Genomic DNA, 18267 nt, shown 5'->3' on the forward strand with positions numbered 1-18267 from the left:
AACATGGAGGCCGCCGCCAGACGCCGCACGCCCCATCCACTGGAGATCGACATGACAACCGGCCTCGATATCGCCCAGCCCGCCTGGTTCTTCGACTTCGTGTCGCCGTTCTCCTACCTGCTCCTCGAACAGCACGACAAGTGGCCGGACGTGCCGTTCGAACCCGTCGCCGTGTCGCTGCCCGACCTGCAGCGGCACTGGGGGCAGCGCCCCAGCGCCGACGTGCCGGCCAAGCGCGTGTTCACGTACCGTCACGCGCTGTTCCGCGCCGAGCAGCTCGGCATCCGCTTCAAGATGCCGCCCGCGCACCCGTTCGAGTCCGACAAGGTGCTGCGCCTCGCGATCGCGCTGCGCGCCGACATCGCGACCGTGCTGGAGATGTTCCGCTTCATCTGGCGCGACGGCAACGATCCGTCGACGCCGGAAGGGTTCGCGGCATTGTGCGAGCGGGTCGGCGTCAGCCACGGCGACGAGCTGATCGAATTCGAGGAGACCGCCGCGCAACTGGCACGCAACAACGCCGACGCGATCGCGCTCGGGGTGTTCGGCGTGCCGACGTTCTGGATGAACCAGCAGCTGTTCTGGGGCGAGGATGCGCTGCCGATGGTGCTGTACTGCGCGCGCACGCCGAACTGGCTCGAATCGCGCGAGGTCAAGCGGATCAGCGCGCTGCCGAAGGGCCGCGCGTGATGGCCGGTATCACGCACGGCAACGCGCGATTACGGTAACGTTACGCGTCACCCGAATCACCCCCACCGATGGAAGACGACGACCGTACCGCCTCGCTCGATATCTGGCTCGTGCGTGTGCTGCGCACGCTGCTGCTCGAGCGCAGCGTCACGCAGGCCGCGCTGCGGCTGAACCAGACCCAGCCCGCGATCAGCACCGCGCTGCGCAAGCTGCGCGAGACGCTGAACGACCCGATCCTCGTGCGCGGCAAATCCGGCATGGTGCCGACCGAATACGGCGCGTCGCTGCTCGAGGCCGCGCAGCGCGCGCTGCGCGAGGTCGATTTCATCGCGACGCCGCACGGCGACTTCGATCCGTCGTCCGCACGGCGCACGTTCCGCGTCGCCGCGCCGGATTACCTGAACGATTTCTTCATGCCGACGCTGATCGAGCGCTTTCGCGACGCGGCGCCGCATGCGCACCTGGAAATCGATTCGCTGAATCCCGCGCTCGATCACGCGGGCGCGCTCGAATCCGGCGCGCTCGATCTCGTGATCGGCAACTGGCCGAAGCCCGACCCGCAGTTCGCACGCCAGGACCTGTTCTCCGACACGATCGTGTGCCTGATGCGCGATGCGCACCCGCTCGCGCGCGGGCCGCTCACGCGCGAAGCGTACGCGTCGGCCGCGCACGTCGCGCCGACGCCGTACACCGGCGACAAGCGCAACGCGATCGAGATCGGCCTTGCCCGCGCGCACCTCACGCGGCGCATCGTGACGACGCTTCCGTACTTCGGGATCGTGCCGCAGGTGCTGCTGCAATCGGACCTGATCTTCACGACGACGCGCCGCTTCGCGACGCATTACGCGCAGTTGCTGCCGCTCGTCGTCGTCACGCCGCCGGTGCCGTTTCCGCGCATCAAGAGCTACCTGCTCACGCATCCGCAACCCGACCGGCCGACCGACATCGCGTGGCTGTGCGCGCTGATGCAGAGCGTGTCCGACGAGCTGACGGTCGCCCGCGGCCGCAAGCGCTGAGCCGCAAGCGTCGCAGCCGCAGCGCGGCCGCTCAGGCCATTCAACCGTTCAGGCCGTACAGAAGGTTTCCTGCAGATGGGCCCAGCGCACGACGCCCGCCGCGTCGCGTTCGAACACGGCGGTCGCGCGGCGCGCGGGCAGCTCGCCCGAGGCCGCGTGCTGCGCTTCGAGATAGGTAAGCGTCGCATGCGACGCGTCGGCGGCGAGCACGCGGATGTCCGACAGCGTGATGCGCAGCCCCGGCTTCGCGCCGGCGAGCTTCGCGAACAGCGCGCGCGTACCGTCGTGGTCGACCTCGCGGCCGTCGGTCAGGATCATCGTGAAATCGGCGGAGAACGAAGCGAGCAGCGCGTCGAGCGCCCCGGGCGCGGTATCGACGCCGGACAGCCAGCGCTCGATGGCGACGAGGCTCGCATCGAGCGTGTCGAGATAAACCTGGTGATCGGACATGGTGCGTGCACGGTAAGGCGCGGCCCGGTGCCGCGCGTCGTCGTGCAGTGTATGCAAAAACGCGCGGCCATGCGCTGGCCGCGCGGTGCTACCGCGCGCAGGACACGTCGTCGCGCGCACGCCCCGCCGCGGCGGCCTTCACGTCCGCCACCGGCATGCCCGAGCGCGCCTGCAGCAGCTCCGCGCACACGGCCACCGCGATCGCGCCCGGCGTCTTGTCGACGATGCCCGCGACGCCGATCGGGCACACCATCTCGACGAGCCGCGCCGGATCGACGCCGCGCGCGGCAAGGCGGCGCTCGAACTTCACGCGCTTGGTGCGCGAGCCGATCATCCCGAAGTACGCATAGTCGCGCCGCCGCATGATCTGCGCGGCGAGCGAGAAGTCGAGCGCGTGGTTGTGCGTCATCACGAGGAAATATGCGCCGGGCGGCGCCGCGTCGACGACGGCCTCCGGCGTGTCGGTCGGCTCCGGCTGCACGTTCGGCGGACATTCGTCCGGGAACAGCTCGTCGCGCGTGTCGACCCACTGCACGACGCACGGCAGCGCGCCGAGCAGCGTGACGAGCGCGTGACCGACGTGCCCGGCGCCGAACAGCACGATGTGCATCGGCGCCGGCGTGCCGCTCGCGCGGTTGCGCTGGCCGGTGCCCTGCGCGAACGCCGGGGGCGGCGCGGTGCGAAGCGAGCGTGCGGCGCCGTTCATGTCAGCCTCCGCCGGGCCGCCCCAGGGAGGCTGACCGCCCCCATCGGAAGCAGCGAACGAAGCGAGCGTGGGAGCCGTTTCATCTCAGCCTGCCTGACCGGCGCGCGCCGCACGCACCGCGCTGACCGCGCGCAGGATCGACTCGCCGGTGGCCGGCGCGTCGAGCGGCGGGTTCACCTGGTAGTCGCCGACCGCGGCCACCGCGTCGCGCACCGCGAAGAACACCGAGAACGGCAGCAGCAGCGGCGGCTCGCCGACGGCCTTCGAGCGGTGGATGCTGTCCTCGACGTTGCGGTTCTTGAACAGCTGCACGTTGAACTCGGGCGGCGTGTCGTTCACCGTCGGGATCTTGTACGTCGACGGCGCATGCGTCATCAGCTTGCCGCCCTTGTTCCACCACAGCTCCTCGGTCGTCAGCCAGCCCATCCCCTGGATGAACGCGCCTTCGACCTGGCCGATGTCGAGCGCCGGGTTCAGCGATGCGCCCACGTCGTGCAGCGCATCGACGCGCAGCGTGCGCATCTCGCCCGTCAGCGTGTCGATCACGACTTCCGACACGGCCGCGCCGTACGAGTAGTAGTAGAACGGCCGGCCCTGCAGCTTCGACTGATCCCAGTACAGCTTCGGCGTCGCGTAGAAGCCGTCGGACCACAGCTGCACGCGCGCGAGGTACGCCTTCGCGACCACGTCGCCGAACGGCACGCCGTTGCCGCCGACCCACACGAAGTCGTTGCCGAACTTCACGTCGGCCGCATCGACCTTGCCGTCGCCGAACTGCTTCGCCGCGAACACCGCGAGCCGCTCGCGCAGCTGGCGCGCCGCATCCTGCGCGGCCTTGCCGTTCAGGTCCGAGCCCGTGGAGGCGGCCGTCGCGGACGTGTTCGCGACCTTGCTGGTGTCGGTCGCCGTCACGCGGACCCGGCCGAAGCGGATGCCGAGCTCGTGCGCGACGACCTGCGCGACCTTCGTGTTGAGCCCCTGCCCCATCTCCGTGCCGCCGTGGTTCACGAGCACCGAGCCGTCGGTATAGATGTGCACCAGCGCGCCGGCCTGGTTGAAGTGCGTGACGTTGAACGCGATACCGAACTTCACCGGCGTGAGCGCGATGCCCTTCTTCAGCACCGTGTTGCGCGCGTTGAATTCGCGCACGCCCGCGCGCCGCGCGCGGTAGTCGCTCGTCGCCTCGAGTTCGCCGAGCAGTTCCTGCAGCACGTTGTCCTCGACCGTCTGCCCGTACGGCGTCACGTTGCGTTCGGTCTTGCCGTAAAGGTTCGCGTAGCGCACGTCGAGCGGATCGCGGTCGAGCGAACGCGCGATGTCGTCGAGGATGTACTCGATCGCGAACGCGCCCTGCGGGCCGCCGAAGCCGCGGAACGCGGTGTTCGACTGCGTGTTGGTCTTGCCGCAGTAACCGGCGATGTTCACGTCGCCGAGCCAGTACGCGTTGTCGAAATGGCATACCGCGCGCGTCATCACCGGGCCCGACAGGTCGGCCGAGAAGCCGCAGCGCGACGTCATGTCGAGCGCGACGCCATCGATGCGGCCGTCGTCGTCGTAGCCGACGTCGAAGCGGTAATGGAAGTCGTGGCGCTTGCCGGTGATCATCATGTCGTCGTCGCGATCCGGACGCAGCTTCACCGGGCACAGCAGCTTCCACGCGGCGAGCGCCGCGCAGCACGCGAACAGGCCCGACTGCGATTCCTTGCCGCCGAACCCGCCGCCCATCCGGCGGCACTCGACGAGCACGTTGTGCGACGCGACGCCGAGCACGTGCGCGACGAGGTGCTGCATCTCGCTCGGGTGCTGCGTCGAGCAGTACACGTGCATCCCGTCGTCGTCCTTCGGCACCGCGTACGCGATCTGCCCTTCGAGGTAGAACTGCTCCTGGCCGCCGAGCAGCATTTCGCCCGACTCGCGGTGCGGCGCGACGGCGAGCCGTGCGGCCGCGTCGCCGCGCGCGAGCTTCAGCGGTGGGATCACGTAGGTTTCGGCCGCGCGCGCTTCCTGCGCGGTGAGAATCGCCGGCAACTCCTCGTAGTCGACCTGTGCGCGGCGCGCGGCGAGCCGCGCGGTTTCGTGCGACGTCGCGACGACGATGAACATCGGCTGGCCGACGAACTGCACGATGCCCTTCGCGAGCACCGGGTCGTCGTGGATGATCGGGCCGCAATCGTTGACGCCCGGGATGTCGTCGGCCGTGAACACGGCGACCACACCCGGCGTCGCGCGCACCGCGTCGAAGTTCATCGACACGATCTTCGCGTGCGGCTTCGCCGACAGGCCGAGCGCCGCGTGCAGCGTGCCCGCGACGATCGGGATGTCGTCGGTGTAGGTGGCACGTCCGCTGACGTGCAGGTGCGCGGATTCGTGCGCGCGCGAGACGTGGACCTGCGCGGCGTCGGCTTGCGGATCGAGGGTGTTCAGGAACGGTTCTGCTTGCTGGTTCATGTTCGGGGTTCTCCGTCTTCAGACGCGCGCCGCGTCGGTGCCGGTTTCTGCGGCCACTTCACGCACATTCAGGGCTTGCGGCGGCAGCGGGTCGTGCGGGCGCGTCTCCAGCCAGAATCGGTACATCAGGTTCTTCGCGGTATCGAGGCGATACGTGCTCGTCGCGCGCATGTCGGACAGCGGCTGGTAGTCGCGCTCGAGCGCCTGCATCGCGGCCTGCGCGGTGGCTTCGTGCCATTGCGCGCCGTCGAGCAGGCTTTCCGTGTGCGTCGCGCGCTTCGGCGTCGCGGCCATCCCGCCGAACGCGATGCGCGGCTCGCGGATCGTGTCGCCGTCCGCGATGAACGCGAACGCCGCGCACACGGCCGAGATGTCGGAGTCGAACCGCTTCGACAGCTTGTACGTGCGGAACTGCAGCTTCGCGCGCGCGCCGGTGCGGGTCGGCACCTTCAGGCCGACGACGAATTCGTGCGGTGCCATGTCCTTCTGCTGGTAGCCCGTGTACAGCGCCTCGAGCGGCAGCTCGCGCACCGTGTCGCCGCCGCGCAGCACCACGCGCGCGCCGAGCGCGATCAGGCCCGGCATCGAATCGCCGATCGGCGAGCCGTTCGCGACGTTGCCGCCGATCGTGCCGGCGTTGCGGATCGGCAGCGACGCGAAGCGCTTCCACATTTCGGTCAGCTCCGGATACGTGCCGGCCAGCGCCGCATACCCGTTCTCGACCGTCACGCCCGCACCGATCTCGATCCAGTCGTCGCCGTGCACGACGCGCTGCAATTCGGCGATCTGGCCGACGTAGATCAGGTCGTCGAGCCGGCGCATCTGCTTCGTGACCCACAAGCCGATGTCGGTGCTGCCCGCCAGAATGCGCGCGTCGGGCCGCTCGACCTTCAGCGCGGCCAGCGCATCGAGCGTGCGCGGCGCCGCGAAGCGCGCGCCGTCGAGCGTCGTGTAGTCGAACGTGTCGTCGCGCTTGAGCGACGCGAGCGTGCGGGCCAGCGCGGCCGTGTCGACCGGTGCCGACGGCGCCGGCCCATCGAACATCTGCACGGCTGCGTCGACGATCGGCCGGTAGCCGGTGCAGCGGCACAGGTTGCCGGTCAGCGCATCGGCGATCTCGGTGCGCGTCGGTACGTCCTTCGCCTTCGCGCACGCGCTGCCGCAACCTTCGTGGCCGTGCTTCTCGTACAGTGCCCACATCGACATCACGAAGCCCGGCGTGCAGAACCCGCATTGCGAACCGTGGCAGTCGACCATCGCCTGCTGCACCGGATGCAGCGCGCCGTCCGGCTGACGCAGGTCCTCGACCGTCAGCAGCGCCTTGCCGTCGAGCGTCGGCAGGAACTGGATGCATGCGTTGACGGCCTTGAACTCGACCGCGCCGGTGTCGGTCAGCTCGCCGACGACGACCGTGCATGCGCCGCAGTCGCCTTCCGCGCAGCCTTCCTTGGTGCCGGTGCAATGCGCGTCCTCGCGCAGGTATTGCAGCACGGTGCGGGTGACGTCCGCGCCGCTGACTTCGCGAATCGCGTGACGATGGTAGAAGCGGATCGGCTCACTCATGTCTCGAGGGTTCTTCAAATGGGGGGCAAGGCGGCCTGCGCAGTGCGCTCGACCGACGTTTTTCTGACAGTTTGCACGCTATCACCATCAAATTTCGCAACCCATAGCCCATCACGCATGGGGCCCATATAACTGCCGCGATATGAACGCCGGGGAACGCCGGGGCCGCCCGCCGCCCTTTCCGCACGGTGCCCTGCCCCCGCTCCCGACGCCTTCGACACCGTCCGCCATCGTCAAAAACGGGGCGCGATTAACTAAATGGTACCTGCGTGAAAACCGGTTCCATGGGAAAATCCCGATTCCCTTTTTCGCCGTCTTCCGTTCGCTTCGTTCATTCGTTCCGACCCCATGTCAACCGATTCCGCCACACCGCCGCGCAGCGGGTTCGCGGTCACGCTGCAAATCGTGTCCGTCGTCTGCTTCACGTTCATCTGCTACCTGACCATCGGCCTGCCGCTCGCGGTGCTGCCGGGCTTCGTCCATGACGACCTCGGTTTTTCCGCGATCGTCGCGGGCGGCGCGATCAGCGTCCAGTATTTCGCGACGCTCGCATCGCGGCCGCTCGCCGGGCGCTTCGCCGATACGCTCGGGCCGAAGCAGACGGTGCTGCGCGGGCTGGTCGGCTGCGGGGTGTCGGGCGTGCTGCTGCTCGTCGCGCTGCTGCTCGCGCACTGGCCGGTCGCGAGCCTCGTGCTGCTGGTCGCGAGCCGGCTCGTGCTCGGCGTCGGCGAGAGCCTGTGCGGCACCGGCGCGATCCTGTGGGGCATCGGCCGGGTCGGCGTCACGCACAACGCGAAGGTCATCTCTTGGAACGGAATCGCCACCTACGGCGCACTCGCGCTCGGCGCGCCGGTCGGCGTCGCGATCGCGCATACGCTGAATCCGGCGCTGATCGGCGTGATCGTGATCGCGCTCGCCGCGACCGGCTTCTATCTCGCGCGCCTGATCGATTCCGTGCCGCTCGTGCACGGCGAGCGGATGTCGTATGCGAGCGTGTTCACGCGCGTGCTGCCGCACGGCCTCGGCCTCGCGCTCGGCTCGGCAGGCTTCGGCTCGATCGCCACCTTCGTCACGCTGTACTACGCGGCGCGCCACTGGCCGAACGCCGCACTGTCGCTGACCGTGTTCGGCACGCTGTTCATCGGCGCGCGCCTGCTGTTCGCGAACACGATCAAGACGTACGGCGGCTTCCGCGTCGCGATCGTGTCGTTCGCGTTCGAATGCTCGGGCCTCGTGCTGCTGTGGCTCGCGCCGGTGCCGCACGTCGCGCTCGTCGGCGCCGCGCTGACGGGCTTCGGCTTCGCGCTGATCTTCCCGGCACTCGGCGTCGAGGCCGTCGCGCTCGTGCCGCCCGCGAGCCGCGGCGCGGCGCTGTCCGCGTACTCGGTGTTCCTCGACCTGTCGCTCGGCATCACGGGCCCGCTCGCCGGCTATGTCGCGGGCGCGTTCGGTTATCCGCAGGTATTCCTGTTCGCGGCGGTGGCCGCCGCCGCGGGCGTCGCGCTGTCGATGGTGCTGTACCAGCGGCAGGCGCGGGTTGCGGAGAGCGGCGCGGCGGCATGAGCGCCCGGGCCGCGGGATACCGCGCGAGCCCTCGTTCCGACGGAAGGCCGCGCGGGGCCATTCGTCGGCGTCCGGCGAGACACGGCTTGACGTGACTTAACGCGGCAGTATGTTGAAGTCCCGCAGCACGCGGGCAGCGTCGACGTGGCGCCGGAACGGCACGGCGCGCTCGAGCATGAGCTTCGGTTCGGCACGATCGAAAAGCACGAGCGCTTCCGACGTGTTGAGATGGCGTGACATATACAGAAAACCGTCGACCCGGCGGCCATGCCCGTGCACGGCGAGCGACCATTGCTGCGGGATGTCGTACGGTACGACGGTCGACAGCGCGCCGTCGCCGCCAAGGTTTTTCAGCGGCAAGCCGTGCAGGACGGCCACCGTCAGCGGCGAGCCGGTAAACGACAGCACGAACCGCTCAAGCTCCGTCGTCACGAGCGGAAAGCCGCCAACGGCGAGATCGGCGACTTCGTCGTGCAGCACCGTCTCGGCGAACGCACAGTGCAGGTCGAAACCGAAATAGCTGGTGCCATACCGGCGCCGCTTGCGCGGGTCGTCGAAACGGTTGCCGCCCGACTTGCCGAAGTACGGCTCGCCCGTCTCGTACCGGGAAACGCGCACCAGCGCCGCCGGCGGAATCGTTCGCGTAACCAGCGTCGCATTCGCGAAGTGTTCGCTCGGCGGCCTCAACGTCAACCGCGCCTCCTAGCGTTCCGCGAACGCCGCCGCGGCACGCTCGACCTCGGCAAGCTTCCCCTGCGACAGCGCCTTCAGCGGCGTGACGTTGCCGAGGGACGCCTTGGGCGTCGTGAAGAATTGCCATTTGCTCCACCCCGGCAACCCGCCCAGGCATTGCGTCACCTTTCCGAGCGTCTTGCGATCGATATCGCCCGTCAGATAAAAGGCCGGGTAGTACTGCGCCGCCCCCACGTCGACCGCGAAGATGCGCCCCGACGCGACCGCCTTGCTGAGCGCCTGCCGTGTCATGCCGAGCCCCGCCCAGATCTCCGCGGCCGGCAGCAGCGCGCCCTTCGCGACGAGCGCCCGCCGTTCGGCCAACGCACGCTGCTCGAAATCGGCGGCCGCGGCATCCGCGCGGGCCACCGGCCTCGCAGGCGGTTTCCTGCGAACGGACGGTTGCCTGTCGCGGGTCGCGGCGGCAGCGATGCCGAACGTGATCGTGCCGGCCAGATCGATGACCTGGGCGATGCCGACCTTGAACAAGTGCCCCAGCTGTTCGTCCGACAGCCTGAGCAGCGCCCGGGCCCGATCGGGCCCGAGCATGGTCGCGGCGCCGACGGCGCTGCGCAGCGCCTCCTCGGTCTCGACATCGAGAACCGCAGCCGCGCCTTCAAGCGCATGAGCCTGCCTGACCATCGCTACCTCCTTGCACGACCGGAAGCTCGAGAGTAGGCTCGATTCGAAACCAAGTCAACCATGACAACCGAACTGACGACCGGGCAGGCGACATCGGGCAGCCCCCTCATCCGTCACGCCGTCCTCGGAAACAGCCTCCGCGTCAGGTCGAACGCAACCAGGTTGCCGGCCACCACCAGCAGCAGCCCGACCACCGCGAGCGGCGACCACTGGTAACCCTCGAACACCGTCGACACTGCCAGCGCGACGATCGGGAACAGCACCGTGCAGTACGCAGCACGCTCCGGCCCGATCCGGCCGACGAGGGTCAGATAGGCGGTGAAACCGATCACCGAGCCCGGCACGGCCAGGTAGACGAGCGCGCCGAGATAACGCGGGCTCGTGTCGAGCGTGAACGGCAAGCCGGCCGCTGCGCTGCCGACGGTCAGGATCGCCGCGCCGATCAGCATCGCCCAGCCGTTGGTCGCGAGCGGGTGCAGCCCCATCGACTGCATCCGGCTCGACAGCAGGTTGCCGGCCGAGAAGCACATCGTGCCCGCCAGCGCGATCGCGAGCCCCGTCCAGGTCGCGTGGTCGTCGAGATGGCCGGCCATCTGCTGCCAGAACAGGCATGCGATGCCGGTCAGGCCGAGCAGCGCGCCGGCGATCGCCGACGGCCGCAGCGGGCGGCCCATGAACAGCCGGCCGTTGATCGAATTCAACAGCGGCGCGGTCGAGAAGATCACCGCGACAAGGCCGCTCGGTACGACCTGTTCCGCGTAGTAGAAGCACAGGAAGTTCAGGCAGAACAGCGCGAAGCCCTGCGCCAGCAGGAAACGCCACGCTTCGCGCGGCGGGCGCACCGGCCGGCGCATCACGCGCAGCAGCGCGAACAGCACGGCGGCCGCGAGCCAGAAGCGCCAGGCGATCGACACGGGCGGCGGCACGGAGCCGAGCTGCCACTTGATCGCGATCCAGGTGGTGCCCCAGATCAGCACGGTGACGAAATAAAGCGACAGGTTCATGGCGGCAACGATCCAAAAAAGCGGGTGAAACGGGACTCCGACTATGCCGCCGCCCGGCGCGCGCCGATTGTCCGGAATTGCGGTCTTTTTCGGGCCGCCGCCCGCGGCGCCGCCCGCCCGCTTATACTCGGCCCATCATGAGCCTCACCCTTTCCGCGCCCCCCATCGACCACCCCGCCGCCCTGGCCGGCGGCGATCTGCCGTTCGGCCTGCAGTCGGTCTGCCGCACGCTCGCCGACGCGAACGCGACGCTCGAGCGCTTCGCGTGGCTCGGCGACCATCTCGCGATCGCCGAATGGACGCGGATCACCGACGAAAGCGAGACGATCTACGAGCAGCCGGGCCACCACACGCTGTCGTGCTACCTCGACGGCGGCTACCAGACGGAACGCCAACGCGTGCCGCGCTACGGCGCGCCGAGCCTGCTGTGCGCGCTGCCGGGCGACCACGAATCGCGCTGGTGGGTGCGCGGCGAGATGCACTTCATCCACCTGTATTTCCTGCCCGAGCACTTCACGCAGCGCGCGATCCGCGAACTCGACCGCGAGCCGCGCGAGCTGAAGCTCGCCGACCGCACTTACTTCGAGGATGCGCGCGTCGCCTCCCTGCTGCGCTCGCTCGCGCTGGACGGCTGGGACGATGCCGACGAGCGGCTGCGCGTGAACGAGACCGCGCACGAGGTGCTGAGCCTGCTGCTGCGCGGGCAGAGCACGACCCGCACCGACACGTCGTTCCGCGGCGGGCTCGCGCCGGCCGTGCGGCGCCGTGTGCGCGACTACATCGACACGTACCTGACGCAACCGCTGACGCTCGGCGAACTCGCCGACGTCGCCGCGCTGTCCGAGTACCACTTCTCGCGGATGTTCCGGTTGTCGTTCGGCCGGGCGCCGCACGCGTGGGTGGCCGAGCAACGGCTGGCGCGGGCGCGCGAGCTGTTGCGCACGACGTCGCTGCCGCTCGCACAGATCGCGGCCGACTGCGGCTATGCGAACGCCGGCCACTTCAGCCATCGCTTCCGCGACGCTCACGGTACGACGCCGATTACCTACCGGCGTGCGATGCAGGGCCGCTGAGCGCGGCCCCGGCGCGGCTTACGCGCCGCGTCGCGACAGTTCCTGTTCGAGCGCCGCGACGCCGGCCGGCAGGTCGACCGGCACCTTCAGGTCGACCATCGTGCGGCCGAACGCATGCAGCGTACGGAACAGGTTGTGCTCACGGCACTGCTCGCCCATCTGTCCGATCCGCACGATCGGCAACCCGAACGAGCCCGAGATCTCGACCTGGTACTGCTTCGAGATGTGGCCGCAGACCATCCCCGGCGTCAGCCCTTCCGGCGTCTCGATCCCGACAACCGAGTTCAGCCGGCAATCCTTCGGCGCATAGAGCTTGAGCCCCATCGACTCGACGCCCGCCTGCAGCGCGAGCGAGCAGCGCAGGTGGCGCGCGAAGCGGCTTTCGAGCGTCTCCGCGCAGACGAGCCGCAGCGCTTCGTGCAGCGCGAGCACGCCCGACACGGGCGCCGTGTAGTGATAGCCCGCGTTGTGCCAGAAATTCTCCGCGAGCGCCATGTCGAGGCACCAGTGCGCGTTCGGTTCGGGGCGCTGCTTCATCCGGTTCCACGCGGCGTCGGAGAACGCGATCAGCGACACGCCCGGGATCGACGACAGCCCTTTCTGGCCGCCGGTGATCACCGCGTCGATGCCCCACGCGTCCATCTCGAGCGGCATCGTCGACAGCGTGCACACCGCGTCGACCACGACCAGCGCACCGGCCGCCTTCGCGAGCGCCGCGATGTCGCGCAGGTCGCGGTTCCACACGGTGTTCGACGTCTCGCCCTGCACGATCGTGACGATCTCGGGCCGCTCGCGCGCGATCGCGTCCGCGATCTCGTCGAGGCTCGCGACCGCGCGATCGGCCACTTCGAGCGTCGCGACGTCGGCGCCGACGCGCGTGGCCATCTCGGCCATCCGCGCGCTGAAGAAGCCATTGCGGATCGACAGCACGCGGGTACCGCGCCACGCGAGGTTCGAGATCGCCATTTCCATCGCGGCCGAACCGGGGCCCGCGACGCCGAGCACCCACTTCGTGCGGGTCTGGAACACGTAGCGCGCCATCTCCTTCACCTGCTCGATGATCTTCGCCATCGTCGCGCCGAGGTGGTTGATCACGATCGTGTTCGCCTTCGCGACGGCGGCCGGGATCGGAACCGGGCCGGCCCCCATCATCAGCAGCGGTTCTTCGGGCAGGATCGCGTCGAGCGGCACGACGACGGGACAGGGAATCGGCGAGTAATCGATGGACATGGCAGGTAAAAGGTGAGGAAAGGAAGTGCACGGACGCCCGCCGCGCAGCATGGCGAACTGATCGATCATTCCGTGTTCCGCCGCCTCGCGCAAGAGGCACGCACGGCCGGACAGCGCAACGCTGGCCCGGTCGCCGGACCGGGCCAGCCAGCCGTGCGCGTGCCGCACGCCAGCCATTCGAAATGAGAAACGATTGCGGGCCGGGTTGTGAAACGGTTCCATTCGTACGCCAGGCGCTCGATTTTCTCCGTCAATAACACAACGAATCGTCGAAACCGCCGGTTCAACGCGACTTCTGTATCAAAAAAATAGACCGAATCCGCCCTAAAAATCGCCTCACGGAATCCTGCACGCAAAACAGACGTGCGGCCCCAAAAAACATCCATTACTTCTGCATGTATTGGGGCACGCTTTCCATCAATACCGGAACAAGCGTGCCAGAATAGCCATCAACCCATTGATTAACATAGGAAATACTCGAACAACCGCGCTTACTCTAATACCCTGCCGTCTTTGAACGGCAGGCATCGATACAGCACCGCGTTTAACGCGTTACTCCCTATTTCGATTTTCCGCAACCCGCCCCTTTTCTCAGGTTGACGGATATCGCTTCTGTATTGAACAATCGTCTGCGGAATCGAAAAAAACGATTTTTCGATACGAAGGAAAACTGGGTGCCGCGCGATACGCTTTCGAGGTTGCGCGGCGAAAAGCATCAACCATAATCAATCAACCGGGCCAGAAATACGCAAGCCATGAACCAGATTCAGACCATGCGTGTATTCGTCTGCGTCGCCGAGCAGCAGAGCTTCCGGCGCGCGGCGCACCATCTCGGCGTGTCCAATGCACTCGTCACGCGTTCGATCGCGATGCTCGAGGGCCACCTGAACACACGGCTGATCCACCGCACCACGCGCAACCTGTCGCTTACCGAGGCCGGCGTGCGCTACCTCGACGGGTGCCGTGCGCTGCTCGAGGAATTCGACCACCTCGAATCGTCCGTCGCGCATGCCGTGCGCGAACCGGCCGGCACGCTGCGCGTCGTCGCGTCGGGCCTGCTGTCGCCGCTTGCACTGACGCCGCTCGTCAGCAGCTTCCGGCACCGCTACCCCGAGTTGCGCGTGCAGCTGACCGTCTCCGAGGGGCCGCTCGACGTGCTCGATTCGGGTTACGACGTCGGCATCGTCACGGGCAACCGGCTCGACGGCAACCCGACGCTGATCGGCCACGCGCTCGCGCCGAACCCGTTCGTCGCGTGCGCGGCACCGGCCTATCTCGAGCGACGCGGCGAGCCGCGCTTGCCCGACGACCTGCCGGGCCACGACTGGGTCACGCTCGCATCGCACCAGCATGCGCCCGCGTGGCAACTGGTCGGCCACGACGGCATCGCGCATTCCGTCACGGTGCGCCCGACCTGCACGGTCAACCAGCTCGCGCTCGTCCAGGCGGCCGCCGTGGCCGGCGCCGGCATCGCGGTGCTGCCCGAGCCGTGCGTCGCCGACGCGCTCGCGAGCGGCACGCTCGTGCGGTTGATGGCCGGCTACCGGATCGACGATCCCGACACGCAGCTGTCGCTCGTCTACCCGAACCGCCAGTACGTACCGGCCCGCACGCGCAGCTTCGTCGAGCACGCGCTCGACCACTTCAGTGCGCAGCCGGCCCGCGAACGAACCGACTACGGCTTCCTGCGGCCGCCGCGCGGGCCCGACCGCTCCGACATCGTCACGGGCCTGCAGTAAACTGCGCGCGTCAGCCTTCGGAGGTGCAGCGTGCGCGTGATCCTGTTCAGCAGCCGGCAGTACGACGACGATTCGTTCGCTGCCGCCAACCGGCAGTTCGGCTATCGGCTGCACTTCCAGCCGTCGCACCTCGACGCGGAAACCGCGATCCTCGCGCACGGTTATGAGGTCGTCTGCCCGTTCGTCAACGACACCGTCGACGCGGCCGTGCTCGCACGGCTGGCCGACGGCGGCACGCGCCTGATCGCGCTGCGCTCGGCGGGCTTCAACCATGTCGACCTGGCCGCCGCCGAGCGGCTCGGCATCACGGTCGTGCGCGTGCCCGCCTATTCGCCGCACGCGGTGGCCGAGCACGCGGTCGCGCTGATCCTCGCGCTCAACCGCCGCCTGCCGCGCGCGGTCGCGCGCACCCGCGAAGGCGACTTCTCGCTGAACGGCCTGCTCGGCTTCGACTTGCACGGCAAGACCGTCGGCGTGATCGGTACCGGCATCATCGGCAGCGTGTTCGCGAAGATCATGATGGGCTTCGGGATGCATGTGCTCGCGCATTCGGTGCCGCCGTACAACGACGAACTGATCGCGTTCGGCGCGCGTTATGTCGAGCTCGACGAGCTGCTGCACCACGCCGACATCGTCAGCCTGCACTGCCCGCTGCTGCCGTCGACGCACCACCTGATCAACGAACGGACGCTCGCGCGGATGAAGCATGGCGCGATGCTGATCAACACCGGGCGCGGCGGCCTCGTCGATGCGCAGGCGCTGGTCGATGCGCTCAAGAGCGGCCAGCTCGGCCACCTCGGGCTCGACGTGTACGAAGAGGAAAGCGGGCTCTTCTTCGAGGATCACTCCGACCTGCCGCTGCAGGACGACGTGCTCGCCCGCCTGCTGACGTTCCCCAACGTGATCGTCACGTCCCACCAGGCGTTCTTCACGCGCGAAGCGCTGGCCGAGATCGCGCACACGACGCTGCTGAACATCGAGGCGTGGCATGCGGGCACGCCGCAGAACGTCGTGACCGCGAATCGCTGACAAACCGACGAAAACGGCTCATTTGACGGTTGCCGGCGCCACCGCAATCGTTTGCTTGTGGCCGTCGCCGCAAACGAAGCGCGTTTCATCAACAATTTCGCGCTTTGTTTCGACTGATGTAACGATTCCGGTGCGCCGTCTGCTATCGTTGCGCCGACGTTATCCCGCCCTTCCCGCTCATGCGTTTCGACGACTCCGACATCGCCGCCGTCTACCGCGCCATTTTCGAACGGCGCGACATGCGCCACTTCACGCCGGCGCCCGTCGATCCCGCCGTGCTCGCGCGCCTGCTGCGCGCGGCGCATCACGCGCCGAGCGTCGGCTTCATGCAGCCGTGGCGCTTCATTCGCATCACCGATCCCGCGCTGCGCACCGCGATCCACGCGCTGGTCGAGGCCGAGCGCCGCGCGACCGCCGACGCACTCGGCGAGCGCCAGGACGAATTCATGCGGCTGAAAGTCGAAGGCGTGCGCGAATGCGGCGAGTTGCTGATCGTCGCGCTCGCCGACGGCCGCGAGCGTCACGTGTTCGGCCGCCGCACGCTGCCGGAAATGGATCTCGCGTCCGCCGCGTGCGCGATCCAGAACATGTGGCTCGCGGCCCGCGCCGAAGGGCTCGGGATGGGCTGGGTCTCGCTGTTCGACGTCGACGCGCTGCGCGCGCTGCTGCGCATGCCCGACGGCGCGAAGCCGATCGCCGTGCTGTGCGTCGGGCACGTCGACGCGTTCTATGCGAAGCCGATGCTCGAGCAGGAGCGTTGGGCCGCACGGATGCCGATCGAAGCGTGCCTGTTCGAAAACGGCTGGGACGATCCGGCCCCGATCGATGCCGCCGGCGCGCCTTCGTCGCGCGCGGACGCGACAGCGGCCCCCGACTCGGCAAGCACACCCGGCGCATCGACCACGAGCGTCGACGGCTCCCCCGAACGCATCGCCTGACGTGTACGCGGTCGCCGGCATCGTCCCGGCACCGGCACATTCACCGCGGCAAGCCCTGTTGAATCCCACACTGTGGGCTTCACGCGCGCAGCCTCGTCGCACGCCGGCAACATCCGTTTTGGCCCCAAGCATAGGGGTTTTCACTGAAGTAGAATCGCGGCTGTCGTTCGCCTTCCCGTCCGCCCGTCCCGCGCATCCTGCGCCAGCCCGAGCGGCGGCTTTTCCCGAGCCCACCGCGATGCCCTTACCTCTTTTCGCCCTCGCCGTCGCCGCATTTGGAATCGGTACCACCGAATTCGTGATCATGGGGCTGCTGCCCAACGTCGCGCGCGATCTCGGCGTGACGATCCCGGCCGCCGGGATGCTCGTGTCGGGTTACGCGCTCGGCGTGACGATCGGTGCGCCGATCCTCGCGATCGTCACCGCGAAGATGCCGCGCAAGCGCGCGCTGATGGGCCTGATCGGATTGTTCATCGCGGGCAACCTGTTCTGCGCGATCGCACCGGGCTACGCGGTGCTGATGGCCGCGCGCGTCGTCACCGCGTTCTGCCACGGCGCGTTCTTCGGGATCGGCTCGGTGGTCGCGAGCAACCTCGTCGCGCCGAACCGCCGCGCACAGGCGATCGCCCTGATGTTCACCGGCCTCACGCTCGCGAACGTGCTCGGCGTGCCGCTCGGCACCGCGCTCGGCCAGGCATTCGGCTGGCGCGCGACGTTCTGGGCCGTCACCGGCATCGGCCTCGCCGCGGCCGCCGCGCTCGCGGTGTGCCTGCCGAGGAACCTCGCGATGCCCGACACCAGCATCACGCGCGAATTCAGCGTGCTGAAGCATCCGCAGGTGCTGATGGTGCTCGGCATCAGCGTGCTCGCGTCGGCAAGCCTGTTCAGCGTGTTCACGTACATCACGCCGATCCTCGAGGACGTGACGGGCTTCTCCCCGCGCCAGGTCACCTACGTGCTGCTGCTGTTCGGCCTCGGGCTGACGGTGGGCGGCACGCTCGGCGGCAAGCTCGCCGACTGGCGCCGGATGCCGTCGCTGATCGCGACGCTCGCGCTGATCGGCGTGGTTCTCGCGCTGTTCGCGGGCACGATGCACCTGCCGTTCGCCGCGCTCGCGACGATCTTCGTGTGGGGCATCCTCGCGTTCGCGATCGTGCCGCCGCTGCAGATCCTGATCGTCGACCGCGCAAGCGATGCGCCGAACCTCGCATCGACGCTGAACCAGGGCGCGTTCAACCTCGGCAACGCAACCGGCGCGTGGCTCGGCGGGATGGCGATCGGCTCCGGCGTGTCGCTCGTGAGCCTGCCGTGGGTCGGCGTCGCGATGGCCGTCGCCGCGCTGGCGCTCACGCTGTGGTCGGCGTCGCTCGAACGCCGCCCGGTGACCGTGCCGACCGAATACGTGTAACGCCGCCGCGCGCGCATTCGTTGCGCGCGCAACGCC

The 18267-nt window shown here is 68.5% G+C and carries 16 protein-coding genes; 8 read left to right on the forward strand and 8 right to left on the reverse strand.

Annotated features, from left to right (window positions below; all coding sequences use genetic code 11):
- Window positions 1-51: 51 nt before the first annotated feature.
- Both DPV74_RS02365 and DPV74_RS02370 read left to right on the forward strand, forming a co-directional pair.
- Window positions 52-690, forward strand: a complete 639-nt coding sequence (locus DPV74_RS02365) for a DsbA family protein (RefSeq protein WP_060193526.1) — start codon at window positions 52-54, stop codon at window positions 688-690.
- A gap of 68 nt (window positions 691-758) precedes the next feature.
- Complete coding sequence (locus DPV74_RS02370; RefSeq protein ID WP_021157131.1) at window positions 759-1706, forward strand: LysR family transcriptional regulator; 948 nt, start codon at window positions 759-761, stop codon at window positions 1704-1706.
- Window positions 1707-1754: 48 nt separating this feature from the next.
- On the opposite strand, the gene DPV74_RS02375 is transcribed toward DPV74_RS02370, so the two are convergent.
- The 4 genes from DPV74_RS02375 to xdhA all read right to left on the reverse strand — a co-directional run bounded on the left by DPV74_RS02375 (window position 1755) and on the right by xdhA (window position 6873).
- Complete coding sequence (locus tag DPV74_RS02375) at window positions 1755-2156, reverse strand: nuclear transport factor 2 family protein (RefSeq protein WP_060313812.1); 402 nt, start codon at window positions 2154-2156, stop codon at window positions 1755-1757.
- An 88-nt stretch (window positions 2157-2244) separates the two neighbouring features.
- Window positions 2245-2862, reverse strand: coding sequence for a xanthine dehydrogenase accessory protein XdhC (gene xdhC / locus DPV74_RS02380; RefSeq protein WP_091921236.1), 618 nt, complete (start codon window positions 2860-2862; stop codon window positions 2245-2247).
- Between the two features lie 84 nt (window positions 2863-2946).
- A complete protein-coding gene (gene xdhB, locus DPV74_RS02385) occupies window positions 2947-5310 on the reverse strand; it encodes a xanthine dehydrogenase molybdopterin binding subunit (RefSeq protein WP_027788240.1) in 2364 nt (787 codons plus the stop codon).
- Window positions 5311-5328: 18 nt separating this feature from the next.
- Window positions 5329-6873 (reverse strand): xanthine dehydrogenase small subunit, encoded by a 1545-nt coding sequence (gene xdhA / locus DPV74_RS02390; protein WP_060193530.1) that lies wholly within the window; start codon window positions 6871-6873, stop codon window positions 5329-5331.
- A 348-nt stretch (window positions 6874-7221) separates the two neighbouring features.
- On the opposite strand from xdhA, the gene DPV74_RS02395 reads away from it, so the two are divergent.
- On the forward strand, window positions 7222-8436 hold the full coding sequence (locus tag DPV74_RS02395) for an MFS transporter (RefSeq protein WP_059698925.1): 1215 nt from the start codon (window positions 7222-7224) through the stop codon (window positions 8434-8436).
- 96 nt (window positions 8437-8532) lie between these two features.
- Here DPV74_RS02395 and DPV74_RS02400 read toward each other — a convergent pair whose 3' ends face one another.
- From DPV74_RS02400 to DPV74_RS02410, 3 genes are all read right to left on the reverse strand, one after another.
- Entirely contained in the window at window positions 8533-9129 is a 597-nt protein-coding gene (locus DPV74_RS02400; protein ID WP_060174623.1) for an RES family NAD+ phosphorylase, read from the reverse strand.
- A gap of 9 nt (window positions 9130-9138) precedes the next feature.
- Window positions 9139-9810: a hypothetical protein gene (locus DPV74_RS02405; protein ID WP_119336431.1), complete on the reverse strand. Its 672-nt coding sequence runs from the start codon at window positions 9808-9810 to the stop codon at window positions 9139-9141.
- Window positions 9811-9923: 113 nt separating this feature from the next.
- Window positions 9924-10814 (reverse strand): DMT family transporter, encoded by an 891-nt coding sequence (locus tag DPV74_RS02410; RefSeq protein ID WP_027788245.1) that lies wholly within the window; start codon window positions 10812-10814, stop codon window positions 9924-9926.
- 137 nt (window positions 10815-10951) lie between these two features.
- Here DPV74_RS02410 and DPV74_RS02415 point away from each other — a divergent pair, with 137 nt between their 5' ends.
- Complete coding sequence (locus DPV74_RS02415) at window positions 10952-11887, forward strand: AraC family transcriptional regulator (RefSeq protein ID WP_060193534.1); 936 nt, start codon at window positions 10952-10954, stop codon at window positions 11885-11887.
- Window positions 11888-11905: 18 nt separating this feature from the next.
- Here the strand turns inward: DPV74_RS02415 and DPV74_RS02420 are convergent, their stop codons facing one another.
- On the reverse strand, window positions 11906-13117 hold the full coding sequence (locus DPV74_RS02420) for an alanine--glyoxylate aminotransferase family protein (RefSeq protein WP_027788247.1): 1212 nt from the start codon (window positions 13115-13117) through the stop codon (window positions 11906-11908).
- A 755-nt stretch (window positions 13118-13872) separates the two neighbouring features.
- Between DPV74_RS02420 and DPV74_RS02425 the strand changes: the two genes are divergently transcribed.
- The 4 genes from DPV74_RS02425 (at window position 13873) to DPV74_RS02440 (ending at window position 18231) form a co-directional block, all read left to right on the forward strand.
- Entirely contained in the window at window positions 13873-14856 is a 984-nt protein-coding gene (locus DPV74_RS02425) for a LysR family transcriptional regulator (RefSeq protein ID WP_059497303.1), read from the forward strand.
- Between the two features lie 30 nt (window positions 14857-14886).
- On the forward strand, window positions 14887-15885 hold the full coding sequence (locus tag DPV74_RS02430) for a 2-hydroxyacid dehydrogenase (protein WP_048023666.1): 999 nt from the start codon (window positions 14887-14889) through the stop codon (window positions 15883-15885).
- Between the two features lie 179 nt (window positions 15886-16064).
- On the forward strand, window positions 16065-16823 hold the full coding sequence (gene bluB / locus DPV74_RS02435) for a 5,6-dimethylbenzimidazole synthase (RefSeq protein ID WP_059698914.1): 759 nt from the start codon (window positions 16065-16067) through the stop codon (window positions 16821-16823).
- A 238-nt stretch (window positions 16824-17061) separates the two neighbouring features.
- Window positions 17062-18231: an MFS transporter gene (locus DPV74_RS02440; RefSeq protein WP_119336432.1), complete on the forward strand. Its 1170-nt coding sequence runs from the start codon at window positions 17062-17064 to the stop codon at window positions 18229-18231.
- Window positions 18232-18267 lie beyond the last annotated feature (36 nt).

Origin of the sequence: Burkholderia sp. HAN2018 (assembly GCF_024704855.1) — a bacterium.
In the GTDB taxonomy this organism is placed as follows: Bacteria; Pseudomonadota; Gammaproteobacteria; order Burkholderiales; family Burkholderiaceae; genus Burkholderia; species Burkholderia cepacia.

What these genes read in the sequence shown, in the direction of transcription:
- DPV74_RS02405 (WP_119336431.1), bottom strand. Translation starts at nt 9,810, where the DNA reads ATGGTCAGGCAGGCTCATGCGCTTGAAGGCGCGGCTGCGGTTCTCGAT.
- DPV74_RS02440 (WP_119336432.1), top strand. Translation starts at nt 17,062, where the DNA reads ATGCCCTTACCTCTTTTCGCCCTCGCCGTCGCCGCATTTGGAATCGGT.
- DPV74_RS02425 (WP_059497303.1), top strand. Translation starts at nt 13,873, where the DNA reads ATGAACCAGATTCAGACCATGCGTGTATTCGTCTGCGTCGCCGAGCAG.
- DPV74_RS02410 (WP_027788245.1), bottom strand. Translation starts at nt 10,814, where the DNA reads ATGAACCTGTCGCTTTATTTCGTCACCGTGCTGATCTGGGGCACCACC.
- xdhB (WP_027788240.1), bottom strand. Translation starts at nt 5,310, where the DNA reads ATGAACCAGCAAGCAGAACCGTTCCTGAACACCCTCGATCCGCAAGCC.
- DPV74_RS02370 (WP_021157131.1), top strand. Translation starts at nt 759, where the DNA reads ATGGAAGACGACGACCGTACCGCCTCGCTCGATATCTGGCTCGTGCGT.
- xdhC (WP_091921236.1), bottom strand. Translation starts at nt 2,862, where the DNA reads ATGAACGGCGCCGCACGCTCGCTTCGCACCGCGCCGCCCCCGGCGTTC.
- bluB (WP_059698914.1), top strand. Translation starts at nt 16,065, where the DNA reads ATGCGTTTCGACGACTCCGACATCGCCGCCGTCTACCGCGCCATTTTC.
- xdhA (WP_060193530.1), bottom strand. Translation starts at nt 6,873, where the DNA reads ATGAGTGAGCCGATCCGCTTCTACCATCGTCACGCGATTCGCGAAGTC.
- DPV74_RS02375 (WP_060313812.1), bottom strand. Translation starts at nt 2,156, where the DNA reads ATGTCCGATCACCAGGTTTATCTCGACACGCTCGATGCGAGCCTCGTC.
- DPV74_RS02395 (WP_059698925.1), top strand. Translation starts at nt 7,222, where the DNA reads ATGTCAACCGATTCCGCCACACCGCCGCGCAGCGGGTTCGCGGTCACG.
- DPV74_RS02415 (WP_060193534.1), top strand. Translation starts at nt 10,952, where the DNA reads ATGAGCCTCACCCTTTCCGCGCCCCCCATCGACCACCCCGCCGCCCTG.
- DPV74_RS02420 (WP_027788247.1), bottom strand. Translation starts at nt 13,117, where the DNA reads ATGTCCATCGATTACTCGCCGATTCCCTGTCCCGTCGTCGTGCCGCTC.
- DPV74_RS02365 (WP_060193526.1), top strand. Translation starts at nt 52, where the DNA reads ATGACAACCGGCCTCGATATCGCCCAGCCCGCCTGGTTCTTCGACTTC.